General features: G+C 41.4%; 25 protein-coding genes. 10 read left to right on the top strand and 15 right to left on the bottom strand.

The window, feature by feature from the left end; genetic code table 11:
- Positions 1-4 precede the first annotated feature (4 nt).
- The 3 genes from QQL36_RS30005 to QQL36_RS29995 are packed head-to-tail and all read left to right on the top strand — an operon-like array spanning position 5 to position 3,252.
- Positions 5-889 (top strand): serine protease, encoded by an 885-nt coding sequence (locus QQL36_RS30005; protein ID WP_321567814.1) that lies wholly within the window; start codon positions 5-7, stop codon positions 887-889.
- Between the two features lie 5 nt (positions 890-894).
- Positions 895-2,046, top strand: coding sequence for a TlpA disulfide reductase family protein (locus QQL36_RS30000; RefSeq protein ID WP_321567813.1), 1,152 nt, complete (start codon positions 895-897; stop codon positions 2,044-2,046).
- A 9-nt stretch (positions 2,047-2,055) separates the two neighbouring features.
- Complete coding sequence (locus QQL36_RS29995; protein ID WP_083722359.1) at positions 2,056-3,252, top strand: TlpA disulfide reductase family protein; 1,197 nt, start codon at positions 2,056-2,058, stop codon at positions 3,250-3,252.
- 192 nt (positions 3,253-3,444) lie between these two features.
- On the opposite strand, the gene QQL36_RS29990 is transcribed toward QQL36_RS29995, so the two are convergent.
- Together QQL36_RS29990 and QQL36_RS29985 are read right to left on the bottom strand one after the other, a co-directional pair.
- Positions 3,445-3,981: a hypothetical protein gene (locus tag QQL36_RS29990; RefSeq protein WP_321567812.1), complete on the bottom strand. Its 537-nt coding sequence runs from the start codon at positions 3,979-3,981 to the stop codon at positions 3,445-3,447.
- Positions 3,982-4,125 (bottom strand): hypothetical protein, encoded by a 144-nt coding sequence (locus QQL36_RS29985; protein ID WP_179091068.1) that lies wholly within the window; start codon positions 4,123-4,125, stop codon positions 3,982-3,984.
- A gap of 229 nt (positions 4,126-4,354) precedes the next feature.
- Here QQL36_RS29985 and QQL36_RS29980 point away from each other — a divergent pair, with 229 nt between their 5' ends.
- The 4 genes from QQL36_RS29980 to QQL36_RS29965 all read left to right on the top strand — a co-directional run bounded on the left by QQL36_RS29980 (position 4,355) and on the right by QQL36_RS29965 (position 6,571).
- Positions 4,355-5,038 (top strand): RHS repeat-associated core domain-containing protein, encoded by a 684-nt coding sequence (locus tag QQL36_RS29980; protein WP_321567811.1) that lies wholly within the window; start codon positions 4,355-4,357, stop codon positions 5,036-5,038.
- A gap of 8 nt (positions 5,039-5,046) precedes the next feature.
- Positions 5,047-5,409, top strand: coding sequence for a hypothetical protein (locus QQL36_RS29975; RefSeq protein WP_083722356.1), 363 nt, complete (start codon positions 5,047-5,049; stop codon positions 5,407-5,409).
- A gap of 191 nt (positions 5,410-5,600) precedes the next feature.
- Positions 5,601-5,927 carry a DUF3592 domain-containing protein gene (locus QQL36_RS29970; RefSeq protein WP_143708810.1) on the top strand — a complete coding sequence of 109 codons (327 nt, stop codon included), beginning with the start codon at positions 5,601-5,603 and terminating at the stop codon, positions 5,925-5,927.
- Between the two features lie 242 nt (positions 5,928-6,169).
- On the top strand, positions 6,170-6,571 hold the full coding sequence (locus QQL36_RS29965) for a hypothetical protein (protein WP_143708809.1): 402 nt from the start codon (positions 6,170-6,172) through the stop codon (positions 6,569-6,571).
- Between the two features lie 684 nt (positions 6,572-7,255).
- On the opposite strand, the gene QQL36_RS35800 is transcribed toward QQL36_RS29965, so the two are convergent.
- Positions 7,256-7,423, bottom strand: coding sequence for a transposase (locus QQL36_RS35800; RefSeq protein WP_415751085.1), 168 nt, complete (start codon positions 7,421-7,423; stop codon positions 7,256-7,258).
- 536 nt (positions 7,424-7,959) lie between these two features.
- Here QQL36_RS35800 and QQL36_RS29960 point away from each other — a divergent pair.
- A complete protein-coding gene (locus QQL36_RS29960) occupies positions 7,960-8,283 on the top strand; it encodes a hypothetical protein (RefSeq protein ID WP_321567810.1) in 324 nt (107 codons plus the stop codon).
- On the opposite strand, the gene QQL36_RS29955 is transcribed toward QQL36_RS29960, so the two are convergent.
- Both QQL36_RS29955 and QQL36_RS29950 read right to left on the bottom strand, forming a co-directional pair.
- The gene (locus QQL36_RS29955) at positions 8,270-9,205 is read right to left on the bottom strand and encodes an IS3 family transposase (protein WP_321567809.1); all 936 of its coding nucleotides are present in this window, start codon (positions 9,203-9,205) and stop codon (positions 8,270-8,272) included. The genes QQL36_RS29960 and QQL36_RS29955 overlap by 14 nt on opposite strands.
- Positions 9,189-9,515: a transposase gene (locus QQL36_RS29950; protein ID WP_083730076.1), complete on the bottom strand. Its 327-nt coding sequence runs from the start codon at positions 9,513-9,515 to the stop codon at positions 9,189-9,191. The genes QQL36_RS29955 and QQL36_RS29950 overlap by 17 nt, the downstream gene beginning before the upstream one ends.
- 80 nt (positions 9,516-9,595) lie before the next feature.
- Here QQL36_RS29950 and QQL36_RS29945 point away from each other — a divergent pair, with 80 nt between their 5' ends.
- Both QQL36_RS29945 and QQL36_RS29940 read left to right on the top strand, forming a co-directional pair.
- Positions 9,596-9,979: a DUF2750 domain-containing protein gene (locus QQL36_RS29945; RefSeq protein ID WP_083722351.1), complete on the top strand. Its 384-nt coding sequence runs from the start codon at positions 9,596-9,598 to the stop codon at positions 9,977-9,979.
- 726 nt (positions 9,980-10,705) lie between these two features.
- Positions 10,706-11,173, top strand: a complete 468-nt coding sequence (locus QQL36_RS29940; RefSeq protein ID WP_321567808.1) for a hypothetical protein — start codon at positions 10,706-10,708, stop codon at positions 11,171-11,173.
- Here the strand turns inward: QQL36_RS29940 and QQL36_RS29935 are convergent.
- The 10 genes from QQL36_RS29935 to QQL36_RS29890 form a co-directional block, all read right to left on the bottom strand.
- Positions 11,170-13,530, bottom strand: a complete 2,361-nt coding sequence (locus QQL36_RS29935) for an ABC transporter permease (protein WP_321567807.1) — start codon at positions 13,528-13,530, stop codon at positions 11,170-11,172. The genes QQL36_RS29940 and QQL36_RS29935 overlap by 4 nt on opposite strands.
- A 10-nt stretch (positions 13,531-13,540) precedes the next feature.
- On the bottom strand, positions 13,541-15,898 hold the full coding sequence (locus QQL36_RS29930) for an ABC transporter permease (protein WP_321567806.1): 2,358 nt from the start codon (positions 15,896-15,898) through the stop codon (positions 13,541-13,543).
- Between the two features lie 293 nt (positions 15,899-16,191).
- Entirely contained in the window at positions 16,192-18,258 is a 2,067-nt protein-coding gene (locus tag QQL36_RS29925) for a cellulase family glycosylhydrolase (protein ID WP_083722347.1), read from the bottom strand.
- A 294-nt stretch (positions 18,259-18,552) separates the two neighbouring features.
- Positions 18,553-18,729, bottom strand: a complete 177-nt coding sequence (locus QQL36_RS29920) for a hypothetical protein (RefSeq protein WP_179091067.1) — start codon at positions 18,727-18,729, stop codon at positions 18,553-18,555.
- Positions 18,730-18,733: 4 nt separating this feature from the next.
- The gene (locus QQL36_RS29915; RefSeq protein ID WP_321567805.1) at positions 18,734-19,186 is read right to left on the bottom strand and encodes a hypothetical protein; all 453 of its coding nucleotides are present in this window, start codon (positions 19,184-19,186) and stop codon (positions 18,734-18,736) included.
- 153 nt (positions 19,187-19,339) lie between these two features.
- A complete protein-coding gene (locus QQL36_RS29910; RefSeq protein ID WP_321567804.1) occupies positions 19,340-19,927 on the bottom strand; it encodes an RNA polymerase sigma-70 factor in 588 nt (195 codons plus the stop codon).
- Between the two features lie 118 nt (positions 19,928-20,045).
- Entirely contained in the window at positions 20,046-21,155 is a 1,110-nt protein-coding gene (locus tag QQL36_RS29905) for a TlpA disulfide reductase family protein (RefSeq protein WP_321567803.1), read from the bottom strand.
- 18 nt (positions 21,156-21,173) lie between these two features.
- Positions 21,174-22,592, bottom strand: a complete 1,419-nt coding sequence (locus tag QQL36_RS29900; protein ID WP_179091066.1) for a PKD-like family lipoprotein — start codon at positions 22,590-22,592, stop codon at positions 21,174-21,176.
- Position 22,593: 1 nt separating this feature from the next.
- The gene (locus QQL36_RS29895) at positions 22,594-23,433 is read right to left on the bottom strand and encodes a DUF4843 domain-containing protein (protein ID WP_179091065.1); all 840 of its coding nucleotides are present in this window, start codon (positions 23,431-23,433) and stop codon (positions 22,594-22,596) included.
- Entirely contained in the window at positions 23,420-24,868 is a 1,449-nt protein-coding gene (locus tag QQL36_RS29890; RefSeq protein ID WP_321567802.1) for a RagB/SusD family nutrient uptake outer membrane protein, read from the bottom strand. Before QQL36_RS29890 ends, QQL36_RS29895 begins: the two co-directional genes overlap by 14 nt.
- Positions 24,869-24,872: the final 4 nt, after the last annotated feature.

Genomic DNA, 24,872 nt, shown 5'->3' with positions numbered 1-24,872 from the left:
ATTCATGTTTAGAAAGTTAGTATTATTAGGACTGTTGTTGAGAGCAGGTTCATTGTTTGCACAGGATACAATGCGATTCCGCGATGACGAAAAGTTCAGGAATTTAGTATATAATAATGCGAGAGCCGAAATGGAGCAGGGAGGTATGAAAGGGTTCAGGGAACTATGGGCACAAGCTGTCAATGTCGTTCCGTCACAAAAGGTGACCGTGAAATATGAACGGGCCAAAGCGCGCAAACCAATGACTGCTGTAGAAGTAGCGAAACAATTAAATGACCAGGTATTTGTGATCTGGAAGTTTTTCAGAAAAACAGATAAAAATATAGAAGGGATTTCTATTTCAGCGACCGCATTTCCGGTTAATGAAGAGGGAACCATGGTAACCAATCATCATGTATTTGAAGTGTTATTTAAAAAGACTCCCGGGTTTTATGAAATGGATAGCACCCTGTTTTTGTCTGATGTGAATGGCAATGTATTTAGCATAGACAAAGTGTTGAGTTATGATGAAAACGCGGATCTGGCATTGTTTACGATCAAAAATAACCATGGGGTTAAAATACATCCCATCACATTGGGAAACGAAGCGCCTGTAGGCGCCCCTGTTTATTTGCTATCTAATCCTGAAGGATTTCCGTATTACTTTTCAGCAGGACTGGTGGCCCGGAATGCAAGGTATGAAGAGTTCGGTGCCAATACGGAAAGAATGGATATCACTGCTGACTATGCCATTGGTTCCAGTGGAGGTCCAATCGTCAATGAATTTGGCGGATTGGTGGGGGTTGTATCAAGTACGCATTCTATTTTTAGCAGCCAGCGGCAGGATTTGCAGATGGTAGTGAAGCAGACTATTCCCGTAAGATCTATTTATTCAATCATGACAAAATAATTCAAATGAACAGGCTTTTAATATATATGCTGGTTTCTTGTGCAATGGTGCCGGGAGTGCTGAAAGCACAGGATCCACAAGCGTTCAGGCTGGAAGGTGCTATCAAAAAACTCGCAGCAGAGAAAAATAATAAGGCGGTGTTGATGCATATGCTGCCGGGTAAGATGGTATTTGATACGGTGGATGTAGTGAACGGAACATTTACAATAACAGGAACGAGCCCCATGAAGCAGAAAGCATTTCTGTATGTAACACATGGAGGTATTATGCCGGAAAGTATAGGGATGGGAGATAATGTACCGGTATACCTGGAAAGTGGAACCGTGAAGGTGACAGCTGTTGATTCGTTAAAGCATGCCAGAATAGGTGGTACAGCGCTGAATGATGATCAACAGGCATTAGTAGATCTGCTGGCACCGATTCAAAAGAAGGTAGCGTTATTGGAGCAACAGTATGCAGCAGCTAATGGTACAGAAGATTCGCTGGAAGCCGGTGTGGTAAGAATGCGTTATGAAGCGGTGACTGCGCAAAGGGATAGCGCAGTATTGGGTTTTGTGACCCGACATCCAAAGTCCCTGGTGTCATTGCTTTCATTGCGGTCATATTTTGATCCTGCTACAAAGATGGATAAAGCGGTAGCAGGTTTTGATATACTGGATCCTTCACTGAAATCGTCTGCGCAGGGGCAGTTATTTGCAAGAATGATTAAGAAAGCGACGGTATTGGATATAGGTGGAGAGGCGCCTGAATTTACAGCGCAGAATACCTCAGGAGAAAATGTTTCCCTGAAAAGCTTTAGGGGAAAGTATGTGTTGGTCGATTTCTGGGCCAGCTGGTGTGTGCCTTGCCGTCATGAAAATCCTAATGTAGTAAAGGCTTATAATAGATTCAGGGAGAAGAATTTTACGATAGTAGGGTTCTCGCTGGATGAAGGGAATGATGGCAGAGAGAAATGGCTGAAGGCAATAGAGAAAGATGGTTTGCCATGGATGCAGTTGTCAGACCTGGCTGGTTGGACGAGTCCTGTTGCTATGATGTATAACCTGAAGGCGATACCTGCAAATTTCCTGCTGGATCCTTCCGGGAAGATAGTGGCGAAGAACCTGCGGGGAGAGGAACTGGAACAAAAGCTGGAAGAACTATTTGGGAAAAGCTAACCAATAAAGATGCGATATTTTCTTTTATTAATCCTGGTTGGAATACCTGCAGGTCTTAAAGCACAGCTTTCTAATATCTATCAGCTGTCGAAGGGCAGGATGATGGATTCTGTCTATAAAAGTACGTTGCATGATAGTTTCAGCATCAGTAAGCTGGATGATATCAGGTCTTATATAGCGGCTGAATTTGCATATGAACGAAATACTGCGAAGGTCGATGAGTATGTAGGTCAGTTGCAATACGGGCCAGAAAAGTGTAACCAGTATTTCAGAATAGCAAGGTCATTTGAAAATGCCAGTGACCTGTCGAATACGGAGCGGTTTGCGAAATTGGCGGTGGATACGGCGGTGAAGTACCTGGATAAACAGGGAAACGGTGTCACGCCAGCTTCCATTCTCGCGTCGTCATTAGTGTTATTGACGGGTGTATTGGAGAAGCAGGAGAAGTATGAAGAGGCGATTCAGTGGTTAACTGACAAAATGGGGTATAGTTCAGAGAAGAACAGACCTGGTTTGATGCGATTGAAAGGGGATATGCTGGTACGCGCCGCAAGATATAAGGAAGCATTGGATACTTATACAGCGATGTTGAAAGCGAGGGCAGGAGGGCCGGCTGTGGAGCAGAAAATGAAGCAGGCGTATATTGCATTGCATGGTTCAGATACATTGGGGTTTGATACCTATTTATCGGGCGTTAAGGCCCGGATAACCCATGAGTTCAGTGATAGCATCAGGCGATCGACCGTAAAGCTGAAAGCTCCTGTGTTTGAACTAAAAGATCTGGAAGGAAAGGTGGTCCGACTGGAAGATTATGTAGGCAAGGTAGTGGTGCTCGACTTCTGGGCTACCTGGTGTGTGCCGTGTAAAGCCTCGTTTCCGGCCATGCAGAAGGCGGTTAATAAATATGGTGCAGATACATCCGTTGTTTTCCTTTTTATAGATACGTGGGAGTATAGCAATGATGTAGCGCCTGCAATTAACGACTTTTTGGGAAAGAAACAGTATACATTCAGGGTATTGCGTGATGAAAAAGATGCCGTGGTGAAGCAGTATGGGGTGGATGGTATACCCGCTAAATTTATTATTGATAAAGAGGGATATATACGATTTAGTATGAAGGGGTCTAATGGGACAGAAGAGGAGGCGGTAAATGAATTGGAGGAAATGATTACTTTAAGTAGAGGTGGAAGTATCAAAAATAAATAAACCTCCTCAGAATTGCTTAAAAGACTACTTATCTCCTTAGGTTCCCTAATAGGGGATGTATCATAAGTAACAGGAAGGCCATGAGAATGGCATGTACGAAAATTCTCTCCATCTGGTACCCGAATAAAAAGTGGGCGTCTCGAATTTTTGAGACGCCCACTTCTGAAACTGATTATATATTCATTGAATGATTTAAAATAAGATCGGCATAAATCCTCCCTGCGTACACCCCGGAATAGGAATCAACTGATCACCTGCCTGATCTACATGGGGCAATTCAGTGATGCTTTGGTACCATCTTTTTTTGAATGGCTCTTCAACAGAAGTCGGATCCACCAATACATGAAATCCTCCTCTCGTTTCTACGAACTGTACTTTGGCCGATTGATCTACCCGCTCATAAATATTTCGTTTTAACTCCTCTCCGAATTTTTCATCTTTATAGTCAAAATCAAAATCCACAAAACAGCTCCTGCCTTTGGATTTCTGAATTTCATTCATCACTTCCTGATGAGGATTTGCCAACATGTTTTTATGTTGAATCGTCTTTGCCAGTGTAACAAGAGAACTGAAAATGGCATCGTGCATACTCCTTGGATTCGGGGTAATGTAGATGGCAAGGGCTTCCTGTGGAATGGGTTCACCTTTTTGTGTGTAAGCACCAATGGGGCATTCCAGTTGCCAGATCTTGTTAAAGTGATCTTCTTTCCGGCTGGTGAACCTTTTCAATTATTGCTTATCTGACTTGATCGTATCAGAATATTTGCTTCTGGCAAGTAATGAGACATAATATACTTCGCTTTCTTCGAGTACTGGCAGCCAGTCGATAAATGCGCGCAATACAGCTTCGTCCCTGATGATTTCGTAATTCATTTCTGAGGCATAGGTTTGGGGGGAAAATACAATGTTTATTTCAATGTCGTTTAGTTAAGACTAAAGCTGTTTATATCCCATCGCTGGTGGTTTTTTAGCTTTGTGATTGCGAGGGAACTTTCTCCCAATCCTAATGCTTTCACATGTTTTATGAAGGATATGATCAATTGCCATTATAGGTTTGGAGACCATTGTCTTAATCCATAGGCCTTCCCAAACTTCTTTACATATGGCAATTGCATTCGTTCTATTAATTTGTTTAGGATACTTATTAGGGGAGGATTTAAATTCCGCTATTTCGTCAGCATATACATCCAGTGAGTACGAAGAGTTGATCAGCAAGGATGCTGATGAGAACCTTGCTACTAAACCAAAGGCGTATCTTACCTATGTACTTTTTGACGACCTGTTCAACATGGTAGATGATAATAGTGGTGTGAAACAGGTACAGGGAAATCCAGATGAATTACAAACATTGACGGTAGAGAAGTTTGTTATTAAAAAAACAGGATTTGTTTATATTTATACGAGTAATGAGAGTGGGGAGAATGTCTACTTCGACAATCTTGTTATATCTCACAATAGTGGACCACTGTTAGAAGAAACTCACTATTACCCATATGGGCTGAAGATGGCGGATATTAGTTCATCTGCGCTCAAAGGTGTGAATTATCCGGAGAATAGGAAGAAATACAATGGTAATGAGTTGCAGTCGAAAGAATTTGGAGATGGATCAGGCTTAGAATTGTATGATTTTAATGCACGGACATACAATCAGCAAATAGGCAGATTTTTACAAATCGATCCCTTACCTGATGATGGAGAACAAGAAAGCTGGACTCCATACCATTATGCGATCAATGACCCGATTAGAATAATGACCCTGACGGGAAAATATGGGGTAATATTTTAGGTGCTATAGTGGGCACAGAGGTTGATTATGGTGAGCAGGTTGCTACAAATTATTATCAAGGAAAAGAGCATCCCTGGACTAATAATATCAATTTAGTGTCAATAGGTACAGCAGCTGTGACAGGGGCTGTTACGAGTGGGGGGAGTGTAGTATCAAGGGTTGCGGCAAAAGTGGCGCTAAAGGTAGGTACAGCAGCAATTAATAATGCAGTAGAAGTAAAGACATCTGAAAATGGATTACAGGTTAAAGTAGAAACAAACGCAGTTAATCTTGTTAAGAATACAGTGATGGATTTAGCTGTTGATGCTGTTGCAGCCGGTGCGGCTAAAAATGCAGGGAAGATTTTATCTACAGTTGGTGTTAATAAATGAGCACTTGCCAAAACTGCTAAAAGTGCGGTTAGGGCTGCAGGAGGAAGGGTTACGAGAAGTACTAATCAAGCCATTAAGAAAGGAGCAGAGGCGATAGTGGAAGGTACTGAGAAGACCCTTGAAAGTGCATCTAAGGTTATAACTGGTGGTGCAAAAGATAAGGTAAAAGAAAAAACAGAAATAAAAACGCTATGAATAAACTAAAAAAAATAGGAACAATTATTTTCTTTTTAATTTTGTTTGGTTTTTTTATCTGTAAGGTTGGTAGAAGGATACTAACTGGATATTTATTAAAGCACGATGCGCAGCGGACCAGGGCCGTAATTATTGATGAGAAAAATCCCACTGGTAATAGCCCAGTGAGTCATGATGGCTCTTATTCGTATGTTTTTTATATCAATGGAGAAGCCTATACGAATGATTCACAAGATTCCAAATTTCAGATAGGTGACTCTGTAGATGTTGAGTACGTAAAATCCTGGCCTTTTCTGAATAGACGAATTCGTACATCTAAATAATTTTTATTGAAGCACAAATATCCGCAGGTGTTGTCTGCGGATATTTGTGCTTTTAGGTGTTTAATAGTAGGAGAAAATATGTGCAGGTAGGCAAACAGTCTATTCTGCCAGCTATTTCAGAAAGTGCTACGCATTTATACCTGTTTATTCAAAGAATGGATAGATTATCAAACCAGAAGTTATGAAATTATCCGATTTAAGATTTGAACTTTCAGTTTATGGTCAAGTTAAAGGTGATAAAGATGGCGAAACTGGCTATTATGATCGCAAATAGTCCTCAAAATCTAAGCGAAAGGGAAATTAATTTTCATTCTCAGTATCAGAATATTGAGATTAGCCATATGATTTATGATACAATAAAAATTCGCCAAAATGAGTTGGAATTAGTCTCAGAAGATAAATATGAAATTGAGATAAAAATTATCAGCCCTGAAAAACTCAGAATACTTACTGACAGTAAAAAGCCGATACTCGTTCTTGTATTAAAGAATAGGCAATATGTTGCTAAGGCTAATCATATCGCCAGCTCATCTGTCCCTAATAGTTGCGATTGGTTTTATCCGGTGAATGCCGCCGGTAGGATATTTCTTTCTGATAACAATATTAGATTTATGAAAATAGATGCGCTCAATATTCCATATTAAAAAGGAAATATTGAAGCCTGTTTTTGATTAGACGGCTTGAGTTCGATCTTGTATTGGACTCAAGCCGTTTGCCTTTTATTCGGTTTCAAAAAAATACCATAGTCAATACACAAACAACATTATTAACCTATCTATAATGCTAAATCTCCGACGTTCGTACCGTAGGGCAATTGGACTTTTAATTGGTTTACTTAATTTATACCTCTATACCGGGTGTAAACATAAAAAAAGTAGTATGCGGGTATGATAAAAAAATCTTTCCGCCAGCTACTACGAAAGCGACAAAGACAATTATAGACATTGGCATCGCACAAGTTGGAATGGTAATCTGATTCAGGACCTGAATAAAGGGATAAGTGCCATTACCTACAATTATTTGAACTTGCCGAGCAGATCACTTTTACAAACAAAGGAATAATCACATATCAATACAACGCTACCGGAGTCAAAATGAAGAAACTGTGATTGATATCTCCGTTACACCTGCTGCTACTACAGTTTCTGATTATGATGGAATGTTCCTCTACAAAAAAGATACATTACAATATATATCGCAATCGGTAATCCTAAACTATCAACTGCCAGGTGTCTCTTTCGCCCATTGATATGTTTGCCTCCATCAATACCGGTTTCTATACTTACAAATGCACTTTTCTTTACGCTTTGACTATCAATAGCACCTACTTATGGAGCGTAATTGTGTCCCTGATAAATTCTTTCCTTCCTTACCAATTTTAACATCACCTGTTCCAGCACTCCTGATTTCTTCCATTTGTCAAAATAGTAGTAAACTATCTGCCAGTATAGATATTCACTGCTTAGATTACGCCACTGACTGCCGGTTCTGCAAATCTATAATATAGCATTGAAAATAGTCCGAAGGCAATATTTACGCTTTCTTTTGTCCGTTAATATATTTTTAATACTTTCCCAGTGCGAATCGGTCAATAATGTGAACTTGCTTCTCATAGTTTGTTTTGTGGTAAATCCAAACTAATTGATCGATTCGTACTTTCCTAATTTTGGACCCACTGAAATTTAAACATACTCTTAGAAAAAACAAAGAAATGAAACTTCAAACAGTAGTTGATCTACCATTACTTACGGCTAGAAAGATATTCATGTTTCGACTACTAACATGGATTCTGTTTAGTTATATCTCATAATAGTGGACCATTGTTAGAAGAAACTCACTATTACCCATTTGGGCTGACGATGGCGGGGATTAGCAGCAAAGCCTTAAAAGGGCAATTGTACCCGGAAAATAAAAGAAGTATAATGGAATTGAATTTGACGATGATTTTGACCTCGACCAATTTGAAGCTTTTTATCTTACATTAGATCCGCAGACAGGTAGATGGGGACAAATAGATCCTAAGGTAGACGATATGGAAGCATGGAGCCCCTATGCTTCGAACTATGATAATCCTGTTAGATTTAGCGATTTTCTAGGTGATGAACCTGTTGGTCCGGGTGTAATAGGCCAGATTGGCCCCGTTCCTATTCCGGTTGTTGAAGGTGTAATAGAATCTATAGGCGCAGGTTTAACTTCGCTGGGTGTAGTTGGAACATTAGCGGTTTTTGGGGACAAAATTAAAGATGCAATAGATCATTCTAAGGTTCAAGATATTGATTTACATAAAACTCAGCACCAAGTAGAAAGAGACTATAGAAGAAGTCTTAGATACTCCCCATTTATTAGACAGCAATAGGTGGGTTATTAATTAAAGAATCAAATCTATTACTACTACTATAAACTTTTTCTTTTTTTGGTTCTTTTTTTCTTTTTGTGGATAGCTGTGAATATGTGGATAACTTATCAGCTGCTCCATAAACCTCAGCAGGAGTCTTATATTCCAGGCCCTGATGCTTTCGTTCCCAGTTGTAGAATTCCACATATCTGTGAATTCCCTTGTATAAATCCAGTGTACTATCATAAGCATTGAGATAGATATTCTCATACTTGATACTACGCCAAAATCTCTCGATTGCGATATTGTCAGTGGCTCGTCCTATTCCATCCATGCTTAGGCGAATCTCAGCACCTAATACTGTTGTTGTAAATCCTTCGCTTGTAAACTGGCTGCCCTGATCCGTATTTAAGATCTCTGGTGCCCCATAAATAGAAATAGCTTTTTCAAGCGCTTCCAGACAAAATTCCACTGTCATGGTATTGCTGAGTGTCCAGGATAACAGATAGCGGCTATTCCAGTCTATAATCGCACACAGGTACATAAAACCCTTCGGCATTGGAATATAAGTGATATCCATACTCCAAACCATATTATTCCGATCAATTTTCAGGTTCCGAAGCAGGTAAGGATATGTTTTGTGCCACTTGCATGCCTCACTTGTATTAGGGACCGGATATATGGCCGAAATATCCATTTCCCGCATCAATCGCCTTATTCGCTTCACATTAACCTGTACTTCTGGTGTACTTAGATGTTTTGCCATGCGCTCTGCCCCAAAATAGGGATGTTCCAAATGCATACGGTCTATCTGCTCCATCAAGGCCAGGTTCTGTTTGCTTTCTCCTTTGGGCTCATGGTAATGGCTGCTTCGCGATACTTCCAGCAACTGACACTGACGAACAATACTGAGCTTATTGTCATCCTTACTTACTAAAGCCATCCTTCCAGTTCTTCCCAAATGCCTGTTCAGATTTTTTTTTCAACCAGTCGACCTCTACCTTGAGTTGACCGATTTGCTTATATAGTTCGTCTTTTTCTTCCTGGTGATCTGATGCATCTGCACCTGCCTTCTTACCCTGGTCAAACACATCCTCTGACCCTGATAGTAGTTGCTTCTTCCACTCCGTTATCTGAGTAGGATGTATATCATACTTTTCTGCCAGCTCGGCCAATGTCATCTGTTCTTTTAAGGCTTCGATAGCTACTTTCGCTTTAAAGGCTGCATTGAACTTTCTTCTTCCCTTGTTCATATTGTAAATTTAAGATGTTTTTCCACTTAAACTTACTGTCCGTTTTTAGGGGAGTATTATAGTCAATAAATATATTTACCATGATAAATGAAAAGGAAATTAACTCAATGATTAACCAAGATGCCAATACTCGTCTTGAATACACAATTAAGCGAATTGTAGATTTGGGTGTTGTTTGGTTCATTGAAAGAGATAAAAAGCTTGTTTTATTAAATGACGAATTTAGTAATATAATAGTGCCAATCTGGCCATTTAAGGAATTTGCAGATCTTTTCGCTGAGGTTGAGTATGCTGATTGTAAAGTTAATTCAGTAAGTATGGACGATTTTTTAAAATTTGATATTCCAATTTTTCAAAGAGAGAATTTTAAAATTTCTCTGTTCCCTCTTAACACAGGTAAGGGAAGTGTAATAGAAATTGATTTGTTTTTAAATCTGGTAAATGAAGAAATGGATAAATATTGATTTATAATTACTACCGATAGTAATTTGCATTTATTTGACAAGGTTGACAGTTTAGGAAATAGAGCGGCAGAGCTATCAAATTGGGATGCTTTAGCTTTTAACACATCATACATCAGCGAAGTAGTAGCTATGCAGCGTTCGGCATCTGCATGCCTACCCATATTATGTACCCCAAATTCTTCCCTGGTTGTTTTGTGATTCGGCATTACACAAGTACTGCCGTCTGCCGCTAATAAACGATGCCCTTTCCACCTAAGATAGGGCGCATCCTCATAGAAAGTTCTGCCGGCCTCTGTGTTCAGATCTTTAAATGCTTCAGGGATTAATTTTGCTCGGGATTGACTCAAGGCTCCCTTTGTTATTTGCTGTATACTATAGTCCTGATCAAGAATATTTCCAAAAAAATCGTTAAGCTCACGCTGAATTGATCGCATCATACCACGGCTTATAAGTACTATTAGTTCTTTGAATGTAAGTTTACGATTCCGGGTAAATCCTTTTTCACCGTCTTTGTTACGGGTCTTGTATTGATCATTATCAATCAGTTTTACTATATGTTTAACTACTTTTGTCCTATAATCCTTGTTCGTTTTTTCAGTAAAACAAATTTACTGATCTTGTAGCCATTTTTAACTACTTTTCGATGAAATTTGCTTAACTAAACGACATTGATAATAAATCTATAAAAAAGAAAATACCCTTCATAGCAGCATAAATATAACACTTATGACGATTCAGGAGATGATTGCCTTTAAAACCAATCTAAAAAACACAGGGCTGGCATTAATCAATAAGCGTATCGAATTGGCAAAACAAATGATTGCCAATGCGCAGGAAGCTGCCAATAATGAAGAAAAAAGCTCCGCAGGTGATAAATATGAAACCGGCCGTGCCATGGGGCACCTTGAAAAAGACATGCACAGTCGCCAGCAGGAAGAAAATAAGCTGGAACTGGACAGACTACAAAAAGTAAACACAGAAAAAATCTACACCACCGCACAACCGGGCTCCTTTATTAATTGTAAAGGTCAATCCTTTTTCATCGCCGCAGGCTTAGGTAAACAAACCATCAATGAAGAGACCGTATTTTTCCTATCTCCTTTATCACCTTTGGCAAAACTGCTACACGGTAAAAAGGAAGGAGATACTTTCTTTTTCAACAAAGAAGAAAGAATCATTCTAATATTATATTAATCCGACTTCAGACTTTTGACAGGATTCATCAGCGCCGCTTTGCAGGCATGATAGCCAGTGGTGAGCAGGGAAATCAATATCACCAATAACCCTGTTGCTACAAACACCCACCAGTCGATCATTGTTCTGTAAGCATATCGCTGCAACCACTGGTGCATGGCATACCATGCTATAGGGGCCGCTATTAAGAGCGCAATGCCTACCAGTACCAGAAAATCCTTCGTCAGCAAACTAATAATCCTCACGACCGAAGCGCCCAGTACCTTGCGAATACCAATTTCCTTAATCCGCTCTTCCGCCATATAACTTGCCAGCCCAAACAAACCAAGACAGGATATCAGCACCGTCAGCACAGCAAATAAGGTAGTTAAACGCGCCACAATAGACATATCCACGAATTTCAATTCATAATCCTTGTTCACAAAATGGTATTCAAACGGATAATCCGGATTATATTTATTAAAGAGTTTTTCTGCTGCCTGCACTTGTTTTACTACATCTCCACCCGCTGCCAGCTTCATATGAATAATATTGAAAAACATATTCTTTGCACCCACAATAATCATCGGATGTGTATGCTCATAAGGAGAGCCAAATATATAATCACCAAATACACCTACTACATGATAATCTGTTTCGAATTCATGCACTACTTCGCCAATAGGATGGGTAAAGCCCATGGCCTTCATCGCCGATTCATTGATGATCACAGCCGTTGAATCAGCCGGATACCTTGCCAGGTCCAGGTCCCGCCCATGTAGCAGTTGTAGACCTGCTGTGGTGATCAATCCTTCATCCTGTGCGCCGCGTTCAAAATCGGTATTGTCATTAGGCTCTTTTCCCCTCCATTTTACGGAGGTCGATGAGCTGAACGGCTCTGTCAGTTGTGACGCCGTACGGGTCACGGAGGTCGCAATACCCGTAGATAACAGCTCATTCTTAAGCGCGCCAAAATTATTATTGAGTGTTGGATTATTCCAGTGATACATCAACAGGTCTCCAGAAAAACCCGCATTCCTGTTACGTGCGTGTTCTAATTGACGGACCACAATCACTGTAGATATAATGAGCGTGATGGCAATACAGAATTGCAATACCACCAGTACCTTACGGTGATTGATCGTGCCATGACCTTTTTTGAAAGTACGTCTGAAGATGCCGGCAGGATGAAAAGAAGAAAGGAAAAATGCCGGATAACTGCCCGCCAGTAAGCCGGTCAGTAGAATAAAACCTACCAGTGTAGCCCAGAATATCCAATTGCCATACGGTAATACAAGTTCCTGATTGATGAGTAAATTGAAGACCGGCAACAAGAGGAATACTCCTATGAGCGCCAATATACCAGCAATGGTCACCACCATAAGTGATTCCAGCAGGAACTGCAGGATGAGAGATTTTTTCTGTGCACCGACTGCTTTACGAATACCTACTTCCTTCGCCCGCTTTTCACTTCGTGCCGTACTCAGGTTCATAAAATTGATACATGCAATCAACAATATAAAACTGGCAATGATGCCAAACAATCTGACTATCTCAATACGGCCACCTGATATCACCCCATTTTCAAAGTTGGAATACAAATGCCATTTACTCATGGGATGGAGGAAAACTTCCGTATCCTCTTTGTCTCCAGTATGTTTTTTCGTAACATCCCTGATCTGTTGATTGATAGCAGCCGCTGTGGTATTGGGTGTAAGTTGAACAAATACATTCACTGAGTTGTTTTTCCAGGAAGCATCTTCATTGCCTGATAAGTAAGCATAATACTTCCATGGGAGCAGGTATTCAAAATTGAATGTACTGTTTAAAGGAAGATCTTTTAAAACACCCGTCACTTTGAACTGATCCTTATTGATTGTTATTATCTGGTCCATCGGATCTGCTGTACCAAACATTTTCTTCGCCATCTTCTCTGTGATCACAATCGATAAAACATCATTCAACACTGTCTCCCGATTCCCCTTTACCAGCGGAAAACTGAACATCGATAAAAAGGACGGATCCACCACAAGTGCCTTTGTAGAAAGTTTCTTTTCGCCTACAGCCGTTACAAACCAGCGGATATCTGTACGGCAGGTGTTTTTTATACCGGCATATTCATCCTTCAGTGCTGCAGCCAATGGATCAGGTACCACATTCCAGCATTGCAGTTTATTATCAAAAGTGCCTCTGTTCCACGCCTGGTATAGATAATCTTTATTCTTATGAAACTTGTCATAGCTGACTTCATTATAGATCCATAAACATATCAGCATACAGCATCCAATACCCAATACTAACCCTGTAATATTGATCAGGGAAAAGGATTTGCTCCGTAGCAGGTTCCTGTATGCTATAATGAAGTAACTTTTAAACATAATAAATGATTTATTCTGCTTTCAGACTCTTTACGGGATTTGTCAATGTCGCTTTATATGCATGATAGCCGGTGGTGATCATAGAAATCATAATGACCAGTACACCTGCGCCTGCAAAGATCCACCAATCTATCCCGATCCTGTAGGCATAACCCTGCAGCCATTGGTGCATGGCATACCAGGCGATAGGGCCTGCTATTATAAATGCAATAACTACTAAAACAATAAAGTCTTTTGTCAGCAATTTGATGATCTTCGCTGTAGATGCACCTAGTATTTTGCGGATGCCGATTTCCTTTATTCTTCCTTCAGCGATATAGCTTGCCAGTCCAAATAACCCCAGGCAGGAGATGAAGATAGTCAGGATGGCAAACAAAGTAGTCAGTCTCGCTGTGCGCTGCATATCCTCGAATTTCTTTGCATGATCTTCATTTACAAAATGATATTCGAAAGGATAGCTGGGGCAATATTTAGCATAGATCTTTTCTATTTGCTGCACCTGTTTTACAACATCAGCAGCAGGCGCCAGTTTGATGTTGAGTATACCCAGTTCTGTAAATTTAGGGCCGGTTAAGAGAACAGGTGCCGCATTTTCGTAGGGAGAGTCAAATATGATGTCGCCAAATACGCCAATCACATGGTATTCTCTGTCATTATCTTTCACGATTTCGCCAATCGGGTTTTTGAAGCCCATTATTTTTAACGCAGTTTCATTCAGGAGTACAGCTGATGAGTCAGACGGAAAGTTAACTAAATCAATGTCGCGTCCCTGTATCAATTTCAGTCCTGCTGTTTTCACTAATCCGCCATCTTCTGCTTTTCGCTCGAATATGGTATTATCTTTCTCCGGCTTACCTCTCCAGAATATTCCCCACGTAGAACTATATTGTTGTGTGAGTTTGGCATTGGTAGCGGTGACAGAAGATGCTAACCCGGCTGCTATCAACTCGTTTCTTACTACATCGCGGTTCTTCCATAATTCTGCATTCAATGAATGGTACATGACCAGATCACCTGTGAAACCGGCATTCCGGTTACGCGCATAGTCTAACTGGCGGATTACAATCACCGTAGATATAATCAATATAATAGATATACAGAATTGCAATACCACTAATACTTTACGTGGACTGACAGCACCTTTCAGCTTTTTGAACGAGCCCCTGAATATACCGGCAGGATTGAAAGAGGAGAGGAAGAATGCAGGGTAACTGCCTGCCAGCATACCTGTAAATAGAATGAAGGCAACCAGTACCGTCCAGAAAAGAATACTATTATAAGGTAGTGTAAGTTCCTGGTTGATCAGGTGATTGAAGGCTGGTAATATGATGAAGACAAGTATGATGGATAGTATGCCGGCGATGGTGGTGAGCAGAATAGATTCTATGAGGAACTGACTGATCAGTGATTTTTTCATAGCGCCAACTACTTTCCGGATACCGACTTCTTTCGCACGTTTTTCACTACGTGCAGTACTAAGGTTCATGAAATTGATGCAGGCGATCAGGAGTATGAAAATGGCAATGAAGCCGAACATTCTTACAATTTCAATACGACCGCCAGCGATTTTCCCATCTTCAAATTTGGAATATAAGTGCCACTCACTCATGGGATGGAGGAACACATCAATGGGCATTTCTCCATTGGAGTGTTTTCTGGTTACATCCTTAATACGGGCATCCATGGTAGCTTCAGCTACGTTGGGTGCCAGCTGAACAAAAGTATATATGCTGTTATCACCCCAGTACTGGCCATCGTATCCTTTGGCTTTCAGGTAGAACCAGGACAGGAGGTATTCAAAATCAAATGTGCTGTTGATAGGCAGGTCTTTTAGTACCCCGGTTATTTTGAAATTTTGACCGTCAATACCAATCATTTTGTCGATGACGTCGGTGGTACCAAACATTTTCTTCGCCATCTTTTCTGTTACCACCATCACATACGGATCACTCAGCAAGGTGTTGATGTTCCCTTTCAGCAAAGGAAAGGTGAACATATTCAGGAAGGTCGTATCTACAAACATGCCCTTTGAAGAAATCTTTTTTTCACCTGCTACTGTTACAAATGTAGTATAAGAAGTACGGCAGGTATTTGCAATACCCGGATAATCCTGTTTGAGTGCAGCAGCCAGTGGTTTGGGAGTCGCATTCCAGCAGAATAGTTTACCGTCAAGGGTAGTGCGGTTATAGGCCTGGTAGATGGTAGCGCGGTTCTGATGAAACTTGTCAAATGTTACTTCATTGTAGATCCACAGGCAGATGAGCATGCAACAGGACATCCCCATTACAAGGCCGGTGATATTAATAAAGGAGAACGTCTTTGTTCTTACCAGATTTCTAAATGCAATTTTGAAGTAATTTTTGAACATGCTAAATTATTCAGTCTGTACGGTTCGCTTCAAAGGCAATGCCGGATCATAAATTGCTAAAAATCAGATAATTATTTCCATAGTTTGCAGGGGATTTGTCCGGTTGCGGACAAATACTGTACAATAATGATACATATTTTTATATTTTAGAGTCATGTTGTACCCACGTTTGAGAACGCTATTGATATGCCTATTGGTGAAGGTTGGGGGGCAGGAAGATATTGATTATGCAAAATCGAAAATTGCAGAATTGAAGTAACAAAAAGGCCACGCAATTTGCGTGGCCTTTTTGTTTATTGCTTTACTATCTTTTTAATAGTTCTTTGATCACCCTGTTGGATCATGATGAAATATACGCCGGCAGGTAGTTTGGCGATATTCATATTATAGACCCTGTCAGTAGTGGTCACGGTGCGATACTTCGTACCACTCATGTCGCCCATACTGATATAGGTTTTTTGTTCACTTGCAGGCAATGTGATAGTTAAGTGATCGTGAGCAGGAACAGGGTATAAAATAATATCCTGCAACTTACTGTTGGTCGCCACTGTTTTTAGTGCGCTGCTGCTGCCACTATACACTTCCAGTTCATATAATGAATAGCCATAGGCAGAGCCACGGGCAGTACCGTAAATGCGTACATATCTGCCGGTAGCAGATAAGCCGGTGTGATCGTTGGTTAAACTGGTATTTCCTGCAACTGTTTTTACCGTGGTCCAGTTGGTATTATCAGCAGATACCTGTACAAGGTAGTCTTTTGCATAAGCGGCTTCCCAGATCAGTTTTACTTCACCAATGGAATAGCTGCTGCCCAGGTCTACCTTGATCCATTGTGGATCAGCATAGAGGGTAGAAGACCAGCGGGTAGCCGTATTGCCATCTACTGCATAATTGCCTTCCAGGCCAGTGGCTTCTACAGAAGAGGTAGAGGTTGTTTTGTTCAATGCCAGGTTAGGATTGTTAGCATTTGTTCCATATACTTCCAGCTCATATAATGAATAGCCATAGGCAGAACCACGGGCAGTACCATAGATACGTACATATCTGCCGGTGGCGGATAAACCGGTGTGATCGTTGGTTAAACTGGTATTTCCTGCAACTGTTTTTACCGTGGTCCAATTGGTATTATCAGCAGATACCTGTACAAGGTAATCTTTTGCATAAGCCGCTTCCCAGGTCAATTTTACTTCAGAAACAATGTAGGAGCTACCCAGGTCTACAGTGATCCACTGCGGATCAGCATAGAGGGTAGAAGACCAGCGGGTGGTGTAACTACCATCCACAGCGTTGGAACCAACGAGGGAGGTAGTAGAACTTTCAGTAGAGGATACGGTCACAGTTTTGCCGAGTGCGATATTCGTACCATTGTTGGTGGATCCGAAATCATCCGCAGTACGCATGTTATTACGGATAAAAACACCGGCCTCTTTGAGTTGGCTGGTGGTCCAGGTGTTACCAGAACAGGTGCCACTGTTCCATACAGCGCCACTATAAGGGTTGTCGCTGAAGTTCCAGTTCGTCCAGCTGATTTTTTTGCTTTTGCACAGATCCATATAACGTTGACTCATGGTGAGGTCATTGGCGCCATCGCCGGAGGCTTCCTGTGTACCGAATTCGGTCACGAAAACCGGTAGGCGGTCAGATGCCCAGTCCAGGTGATTGATGTAATAATCCTGGTGGCTTTTTGCATAGAAGTGAAAGCTATACATCACATTTGCATAGCTGAGTGGATTGTCGAGGATCTCCTGGGCTGTACTGCCTTCTGAGAGACCTAATGAAGACCATCCTCTGGTTCCTACGCAAATGACAGCGTCATTGTCGATGCCTCTGATGAGTGGAATGATCTGATCAGCGTAGTTCTTGATGGTGGCCCAGGTCACGCCGTTTGGTTCATTGCATATTTCATACAAAACGTTGTTGTAGTTTTTGTAGGTGTTGGCAATATCGGTGAAGAAGGTTTTGGCTCTGTCGGTGTTGTAATTTGGATCACCGGGAGTCAGGATGTGGAAGTCGATGAGGGCGTAAAGGCCACGGGCAGTGACTTTGTCTACATAGCTTTTAACGAGGGAGGTGTAGTAGGAGGGATTGGTTTCGTAACCACCTTCCTGTACGTACATGGCGATGCGTACGATGTCTGCTCCCCAGTCGCTTTTGAGGGTATCCAGGGAGGCGTCGGTAATACAGCCTGCGTACCATTGGATACCGTGGGTGCTCATGCCTCTGAGTTGAATAGGGTAACCGTTCTGGTTACAGAGTTTGGTGCCGGTTACTTTCAACTGGCCATTGAGTGATACGGGTGTTTGTGCGTAGGTGAAAGCTGCGAGGAGCAGGTTAACCAATAAGATGATTGTTCTTTTCATTTAGGTTATTTTGATGGATAAGGGATATCTATTATGGTTTTTAATGATATGGGAAGAAAAAACCTATATAGGATATGCCTTGGTACAGTGTTTATGAGGCTTTTAAGTGATAGGGAAAGAAAAAGCCGCATTGGTTTATCGGGTCAAATATAGAAAAATTTTGATAGGGGAGAAGGGTTGGGAGGATAAAGTATGTAAGTGTTTGATTCTATTAAGGATAGAAGGGGATGAGGGTGTGCAATAGAAAAGATTCATAAATAATATAAAAGGTGAGCAGCATGCTCACCTTTTATATTATTCTTCATCATCGCCGATGAATTTTACACCCCATTTCTTTTCATTATAATCTCTGCGGGAATCGAGATACGCACATAACTGTCTCATATCCCCATTAAACCGGTCATGCATCTGCTCCCGGATTTTTCTTACTTCGCCTACGCAGTCGTAGCCGGGTATAATTTTTGGTTTCATAATGTTATGGATTTAAAATTTCCTGAGGAGTTCGAATTTTAATATTTCTATACCCCATTTTTTGATTGATATAATTAAAAAGTTCAATCTTCTCTTTATTTACAATGTGCTTAAAATTCCAGCTAGCCAGTATATCTGCACCATGCAACGTAGCCATTGCCACATGATAAGCATCACTTAAACTCTTGTACCCTAATGCGCCTGCTTCAACGTACATCATACCTAATTGTTCTGCTTTAACAGTTTGTTTAACTTCTACCTTAAATAGTTTTGGCACTTTGGTGACCTGTTTTTTTACCTCTTCTCTGGCGTCATTCAATTCCTCCCTTACCAATTCTGAAATCATCATCATCTTCTTCCCCCTCTTAAACTCATTAAATAACCCCAGACTTGAATCTGAAAATTCATTCTCAAAACACCCCCCAAACACAGAGGTGTCTACATAAACTGTATTCATAAAATTATGTTTTTTTTTCTGGGCAACAAACCATCAAATTCCCCGTGGAGAAGGGAATGAGCATGATATTCACAAATTTGTGGGTAACAAACTCAATATTGTAAACGTATGTCCTTTAATGATAGATCTACTATTAATTTACGAAAAAATGATTTAAAAAAATATAGGTATCACCTTCAAAAAATTTTCTACCCTCCCCTTTAATTGCTTCACCGCCTTATACACCTGCTGCTTAACCGTTTTATCAGAAATATTCAACAACTCTCCAATAGACTTATGCGACAACTCCTGTTCACGACTCATCAAAAATATCTCTCTCATCTTAGGCGGCATCGCCTCAATCTCTCTTTCTATCACCGCCGCCAGTTCTTTTTCGCGCAGCAGCTCATCGGCGGTATAACCGCCTGCTTCCATATAAGTTCGAATACTATCCAGGTATTTGTCTACGACCTTCTGATGTGTAAGATGATTTAATATCCGGTTACGAACGCTGGTATATAAATAACCAGAAAGTGATTTTGCCCCTGCAGCCCCGGCTCTCTTTGTCCAAAGCATGAGAAACACCTCCTGTATCACATCCTCCGCCTCAGCCCGGTCTTCCAGCATATTATAGGCATGCCTGAACAGTATTTCACTATATCTCTCATAAATGACGGTATAGCTCGCCTGGCTCCCCGCCGAAAGTAGCTGCAGCAATTGATGGTCTGGTAATAATTCTAGTTCAATATCAGGTTTTGCCAAGCTGGTAGTGTTAAATGAACAAGGTCGAAAGAAAAGTATAAAAAATAACTAAATAAAAAAAGGTGTATCATAGATTAATATGATACACCTGTGAAATAGGGAAAAATAGGAGGATAAACTAATGTATATATTCTGCAAGTTTGGTGGTCAGTTCCGGACCTCTCAGGTTCTGGGCTATGATTTTGCCTTCAGGATCAATGAGGTAATTCTGCGGTACAGCACGAATGCCATACAATACAGCCACCTCGTTCTGCCAGCCTTTCAGATCGGAAACATGCACCCATGGCAGGCCATCCGTCTCAATGGCTTTGATCCAGGCATTCCGGGTTTGCTTATCATCCAGTGAAACTGCCAGCACTTCCATGCCTTTTTCTTTGAATACCCCATAAGCCTTTTTCAGATTGGGATTTTCCTCCCTGCACGGGTGGCACCAGCTGGCCCAGAAGTCTACCAGTACATACTTTCCCCTGTAGTCGGAGAGTTTGATGAGCTTACCGTTTACATCAGGCTGCTCAAATTCAGGGGCAGCAAGCCCAACCTGAATTGTGTGAGTGGCTACTATGCGGGATTTCATCTCCTTGCCTGGAGTAGTGGTACGTACTTTTTCACTCAGGCCGTTATATAAAGTCTCTACTTCACTCATAGGGGCTCTGTTCGCTACATCTGTCAGCGCAACGATGGAAAAGTAAGAATCAGGATGAGCGCTTATGAATTTTCTCTCTTTCTCACGCATGGCAGCAAATTTGCTGTCGTATTTTTTGCGAATGGCGGGAATCGCTCCTGTATCTGCTGTACTCATCTCCTGATTGGCAGAATCGATAATATTCATAAACCCTCCACCTATTTGTGACAGAAATGCGGCATATGCCTTTTGGGTGGGTGACCCGGTTACCGTTGCTTTTTTAAGAGAATCCTTTACCGCCACTTTGTATGTTTCATTCGTCAGGTAAAAATAGAACCGGTCTCCTATATTTAATACCCAATAGCTCCCCTTGTTTTCATGGTCAAATACCATGCGGGCATAAGACAATTCCTTCACACTACCCTTAAATGCAAACTGCCCATCTTTTACGGCAGTGGAATCCATCAATAATTTGCCTTCGGATTGGTAATTCAGATATACCTTACACCCATTTTTAGCGACAGGCGCTGTTCCCTGAATATTGAAGGTCTTTTGTTGTGCTACGCCTATTACTGGTAGCAACAAGAATAATATGAATTTATGCATAGTGAATGATTTTAAAAGTTATGGACGCCATGCGATATCGACTGGCTTTCCGGGAATTCCTGTAATTGTTTTTGTCAGCACCCCATATTTACCAGTGCTGATATCCATATAATAGAGTGAGTTGCCAGCTCCTGCAATGAGCGTATCCTGGTCGTCGGAGAGCTTGATCATACTTACTGTGTTTTCACCGAATGAAGTTTCCAATGCACGTACTTCCTGATTTAAAGGATTATATCGATACACCTTTTCTCCTGATGCGATATAAAGTACCCCATTGATTGCGGCCTGCCATTTGGTATCTTCATTGATCAGGCTTTGCTGGATGAAAGCGCGCTTTTGAACCGGCGTAAAGGTGTAAGGACTATTCGTGAAACTTACGGTGAACTTTAATTCGTATACTATGCCATCAGCACCTTTAAGATAGGCATAGCAATCCCCGCTATTTATCTGCTCCATATGTATCAGTGACAGGCCTACATTCGTAGGATCAAAAGCCGTCGTACTGGTAGTCGTATACTGCGTGCCATAATAATAAGGCGTGCCGCTGATGCGTACAAACTGTTGCTTATCCTTGTCAAAGCCTATATAAGAATAAGACCCATTGATCAGGGTAGAAATAAAGGAAGGTGCCAGATTATAAGTGCCGGCAGCATAATCACCGAACATCCCGAAGGAGGTTGCCTGATTCCACGTAGTGGTATAACCTGAATAGAACTTGTCATTCACAACACCCACCAGACTACCCCTGTTACCCTGCTGGAAAGATCCCACTACAATACTATCCGGTGCAGAAAAGAAATTACCTGCCAATGTATTCGGATAAGTCGGATCATCCTGCAGACTACTTACATTCAGTCGGACACCACCATTTTTACATATGATCCAGTAACCCAGCGCCATATCTCCCTGCACCTGGTCTTTCATATAATACAACTGCAATGGATCCGGTGGCAGACTATGCCCATTCACGGTTTCATAGATATTTGGTTTTACTTCTCCACCAGTTGTAATGAATGAGAGTTTCGATACACCATTATCTACACTCAGCACTGTCGTACCAGCAGTGAAATCCGTCACCCCCTGTATCTGGAATGCATAAAAATACCTGATACCATTGTTCTTGTCGTACACAGAAAGCCGGGCCGAATATAAATTGGCCTGTAAACCAAAGAGCATACGCATGGAAGAACCTGTGAAATACAGGAAACCTGTTTCACTCTCCGGGGCACTGATCCGCCATTCCAGCACCAGCGAATCACTATTGCCAATGGTTACCTTTGGTGTGATGATAAGACTATCGCCCACTACTGCATTGTAGATAGAATCCAACCCACTGACCGTAGGTGTAAGCGGCATATTTATATCATAATTGCCTTTGTCCTTATAACACGCTGTCAGGAGCAAAAAACATATTATTGCTGTCAGATGATTTTTCATATTAATTGACCTCCTTGCCGTTTTCGTCAATGAAATAATATTTACCAGCCGCTGCATTCCAGCGCAGCAATATCTTCCTCGCAGGATTCTCTATGCTATAGAAATAGTAGTCATCTCCACTGGCTTCCAATACATATCCTTTAGTCGGATTATTAGCTACCCATTTGAAAGGATCATTCAGCATAGCCGTGAGCAGATTGACCAGGTAGAGATTGCGGGGTGCATCAAGACCGTTGGTGGTAAGAGTGGTCACACCTGATACGATCAGGAAGAGCTGATGTTTGGTACGGGAATAGTAACTACCCAGCCACATATCCCACCAGTTTGGCTTTTCGAGCATAGCGGAGAAGACGATCTTCGCTTTCAGAAGATTACTGCCATCATCGGCAGTCGGGATCTCAATGCCGAGATCATTGGTAGCTTTTAGCTTGATCATTAAAGAGACCGATTCACTTTCCAGATCAGACACATTGTAGATGATTACTGGAATGGATGCCCTGCCTGTATCTGCACGAAGTGTGTAAGTGGATTTTAAAGGTTCATAATGTACACCTGCCTGTGCTGTAGAGGAATCTGTTTCTACATAGGCACTGTATGTTCTGTCCTGATTGACCTGAATACCTGCCAACTGAACGGGCAACCAGATCGTATCCTGCGAAAGGGTAGGTGTATAGGCAAAAGTATATACAATGCTATCCTTATCCCCGCTGCTCAGATCGAAATGGATATTGGCTGCATGATCATAGTGTAGTTCTTCTGCTTTCTTACATGCTGCAAATAGACACATCAGCAGGATGATATATATCGCTTTCATGGTGTCGTCTTTTTTATCTTCCGCCATAAAGAATCTCATCGTTTGGAAGTGGTAATACAAATATTTTGTCTGATGCAGGAATGCTGCTACCGTTCTGGCTCGCAATGTCGTGGTTCAATCTTTTGTACATGTAAAAGATCTGTCCTTCCGCATACCATTCTTTGCGGCCATCTTTCAATAACGCTGTAATCAGATCGCCTGTGACAGGGCTGCCAATGCCCCTGTGGGTGCGTACTGTATTGAGATAATCAGCATTAGAAGTACACTCTGCTGCGATGTAGTACATCTCACTCAGCCGTATGGCCGGTGCCATCATGTAATGCAGGTTCGCATCAGTGGCTGTATTGTCTGTATTATGGAGATACTTGGTAATGTTCAGTGTATTGGAAGTTGCACCACTGCTGGACACAAACCACTCTTTATAACGAAGATCATCCGCACCTGCGCCACCGGTTTCGTAGATGGTTTGACCTGCATTTTCAGAGAGATGTATACCGCTGGTGCTACTCAGGAAAAAGGAATTCTTGTAGGTCGTGGCCATTGAAGGAATGTACCAGCCGAACACCAGTTCCTTATAAAGGATACGATCTTTTTTATCATCATCTACGGCCAGAAAATCAGTGTTGTTTGTCCAGGGAAATTTATTAGAGTTGATCACTTCCAGTGCATTCGTAAGTGCATTGGTTTTATCATTCTTATAAAGGTATACCCTGGCCAGTGTACCGCATACCGCATAGTAGTTCAACCGGTGACGGCGGTCCTGCAGGAATAGTTCCGGATTGCTTTCTTCCGTATTCAGGGTCGTATCACTTTCAGTAGGATAGCCTACTATATATGCCTTGCTGATAATGGGATCTACAGCCAGCAAATCCTTTGCACGCTTCAGGTCGTCGATGGCAGAGTCCAGCACAGCACCTACTGTAGACATAGGCGTGATATCCTTTGAATATTTGGTGACGTAAGGAATACCTGTAGCTGAAGTCGTGACAGGCGCAAACAGGCGCAACAGATCAAAGTGAATATAAGCTCTGAGTGCGAGTGCTTCCCCTTTAATCAATGCATAGTTATTACCAGTAAATATCTTTTGTTTACTATCGATATTGGCCAGCAGCAGATTGCAGTTGGCAATGGCATTGTACAACCCCTGCCAGATATTGTCTTTCCTGCTGATGAAGTCAGCATCTGTGTAAATGTAGTTGCTGGTCTTCAGATAATAATACGCATCATTGTCTGTAAGGGTATAGTTTTGCGCCAGTACTTCCGGCGTGCCTACAGTGAGTTCTTTGCCATAAAGAGATTCCTGTGAGCATTTGGTATACACCCCGATCAGTGCCTCCTGAAAACCTTCTTCTGTTGAATATAAAACCTCGTCAGAGATCTCACTTTCCGGTTGTATATCCAGCCATTTTTTACAGGAGGTAAATGTAAGGGCCAGTATTAATGTTGTTATTAGTAGTCGCATGATA

Origin of the sequence: Chitinophaga sp. LS1 (assembly GCF_034274695.1) — a bacterium.
In the GTDB taxonomy this organism is placed as follows: domain Bacteria; phylum Bacteroidota; class Bacteroidia; order Chitinophagales; family Chitinophagaceae; genus Chitinophaga.
Note: the sequence above shows the minus strand (reverse complement) of the source record. Positions and strands in the feature narration are given on the sequence as shown.

Bases quoted from the DNA above. Each gene is read 5' to 3' on its own strand.
- QQL36_RS30005 (WP_321567814.1), top strand. From the start codon at position 5: ATGTTTAGAAAGTTAGTATTATTAGGACTGTTGTTGAGAGCAGGTTCA.
- QQL36_RS30000 (WP_321567813.1), top strand. From the start codon at position 895: ATGAACAGGCTTTTAATATATATGCTGGTTTCTTGTGCAATGGTGCCG.
- QQL36_RS29995 (WP_083722359.1), top strand. From the start codon at position 2,056: ATGCGATATTTTCTTTTATTAATCCTGGTTGGAATACCTGCAGGTCTT.
- QQL36_RS29985 (WP_179091068.1), bottom strand. From the start codon at position 4,125: ATGAATTACGAAATCATCAGGGACGAAGCTGTATTGCGCGCATTTATC.
- QQL36_RS29980 (WP_321567811.1), top strand. From the start codon at position 4,355: ATGGCAATTGCATTCGTTCTATTAATTTGTTTAGGATACTTATTAGGG.
- QQL36_RS29970 (WP_143708810.1), top strand. From the start codon at position 5,601: ATGAATAAACTAAAAAAAATAGGAACAATTATTTTCTTTTTAATTTTG.
- QQL36_RS29965 (WP_143708809.1), top strand. From the start codon at position 6,170: ATGGCGAAACTGGCTATTATGATCGCAAATAGTCCTCAAAATCTAAGC.
- QQL36_RS29960 (WP_321567810.1), top strand. From the start codon at position 7,960: ATGGAAGCATGGAGCCCCTATGCTTCGAACTATGATAATCCTGTTAGA.
- QQL36_RS29955 (WP_321567809.1), bottom strand. From the start codon at position 9,205: ATGGCTTTAGTAAGTAAGGATGACAATAAGCTCAGTATTGTTCGTCAG.
- QQL36_RS29950 (WP_083730076.1), bottom strand. From the start codon at position 9,515: ATGAACAAGGGAAGAAGAAAGTTCAATGCAGCCTTTAAAGCGAAAGTA.
- QQL36_RS29945 (WP_083722351.1), top strand. From the start codon at position 9,596: ATGATAAATGAAAAGGAAATTAACTCAATGATTAACCAAGATGCCAAT.
- QQL36_RS29940 (WP_321567808.1), top strand. From the start codon at position 10,706: ATGACGATTCAGGAGATGATTGCCTTTAAAACCAATCTAAAAAACACA.
- QQL36_RS29935 (WP_321567807.1), bottom strand. From the start codon at position 13,530: ATGTTTAAAAGTTACTTCATTATAGCATACAGGAACCTGCTACGGAGC.
- QQL36_RS29930 (WP_321567806.1), bottom strand. From the start codon at position 15,898: ATGTTCAAAAATTACTTCAAAATTGCATTTAGAAATCTGGTAAGAACA.
- QQL36_RS29925 (WP_083722347.1), bottom strand. From the start codon at position 18,258: ATGAAAAGAACAATCATCTTATTGGTTAACCTGCTCCTCGCAGCTTTC.
- QQL36_RS29920 (WP_179091067.1), bottom strand. From the start codon at position 18,729: ATGAAACCAAAAATTATACCCGGCTACGACTGCGTAGGCGAAGTAAGA.
- QQL36_RS29915 (WP_321567805.1), bottom strand. From the start codon at position 19,186: ATGAATACAGTTTATGTAGACACCTCTGTGTTTGGGGGGTGTTTTGAG.
- QQL36_RS29905 (WP_321567803.1), bottom strand. From the start codon at position 21,155: ATGCATAAATTCATATTATTCTTGTTGCTACCAGTAATAGGCGTAGCA.
- QQL36_RS29900 (WP_179091066.1), bottom strand. From the start codon at position 22,592: ATGAAAAATCATCTGACAGCAATAATATGTTTTTTGCTCCTGACAGCG.
- QQL36_RS29895 (WP_179091065.1), bottom strand. From the start codon at position 23,433: ATGGCGGAAGATAAAAAAGACGACACCATGAAAGCGATATATATCATC.
- QQL36_RS29890 (WP_321567802.1), bottom strand. From the start codon at position 24,868: ATGCGACTACTAATAACAACATTAATACTGGCCCTTACATTTACCTCC.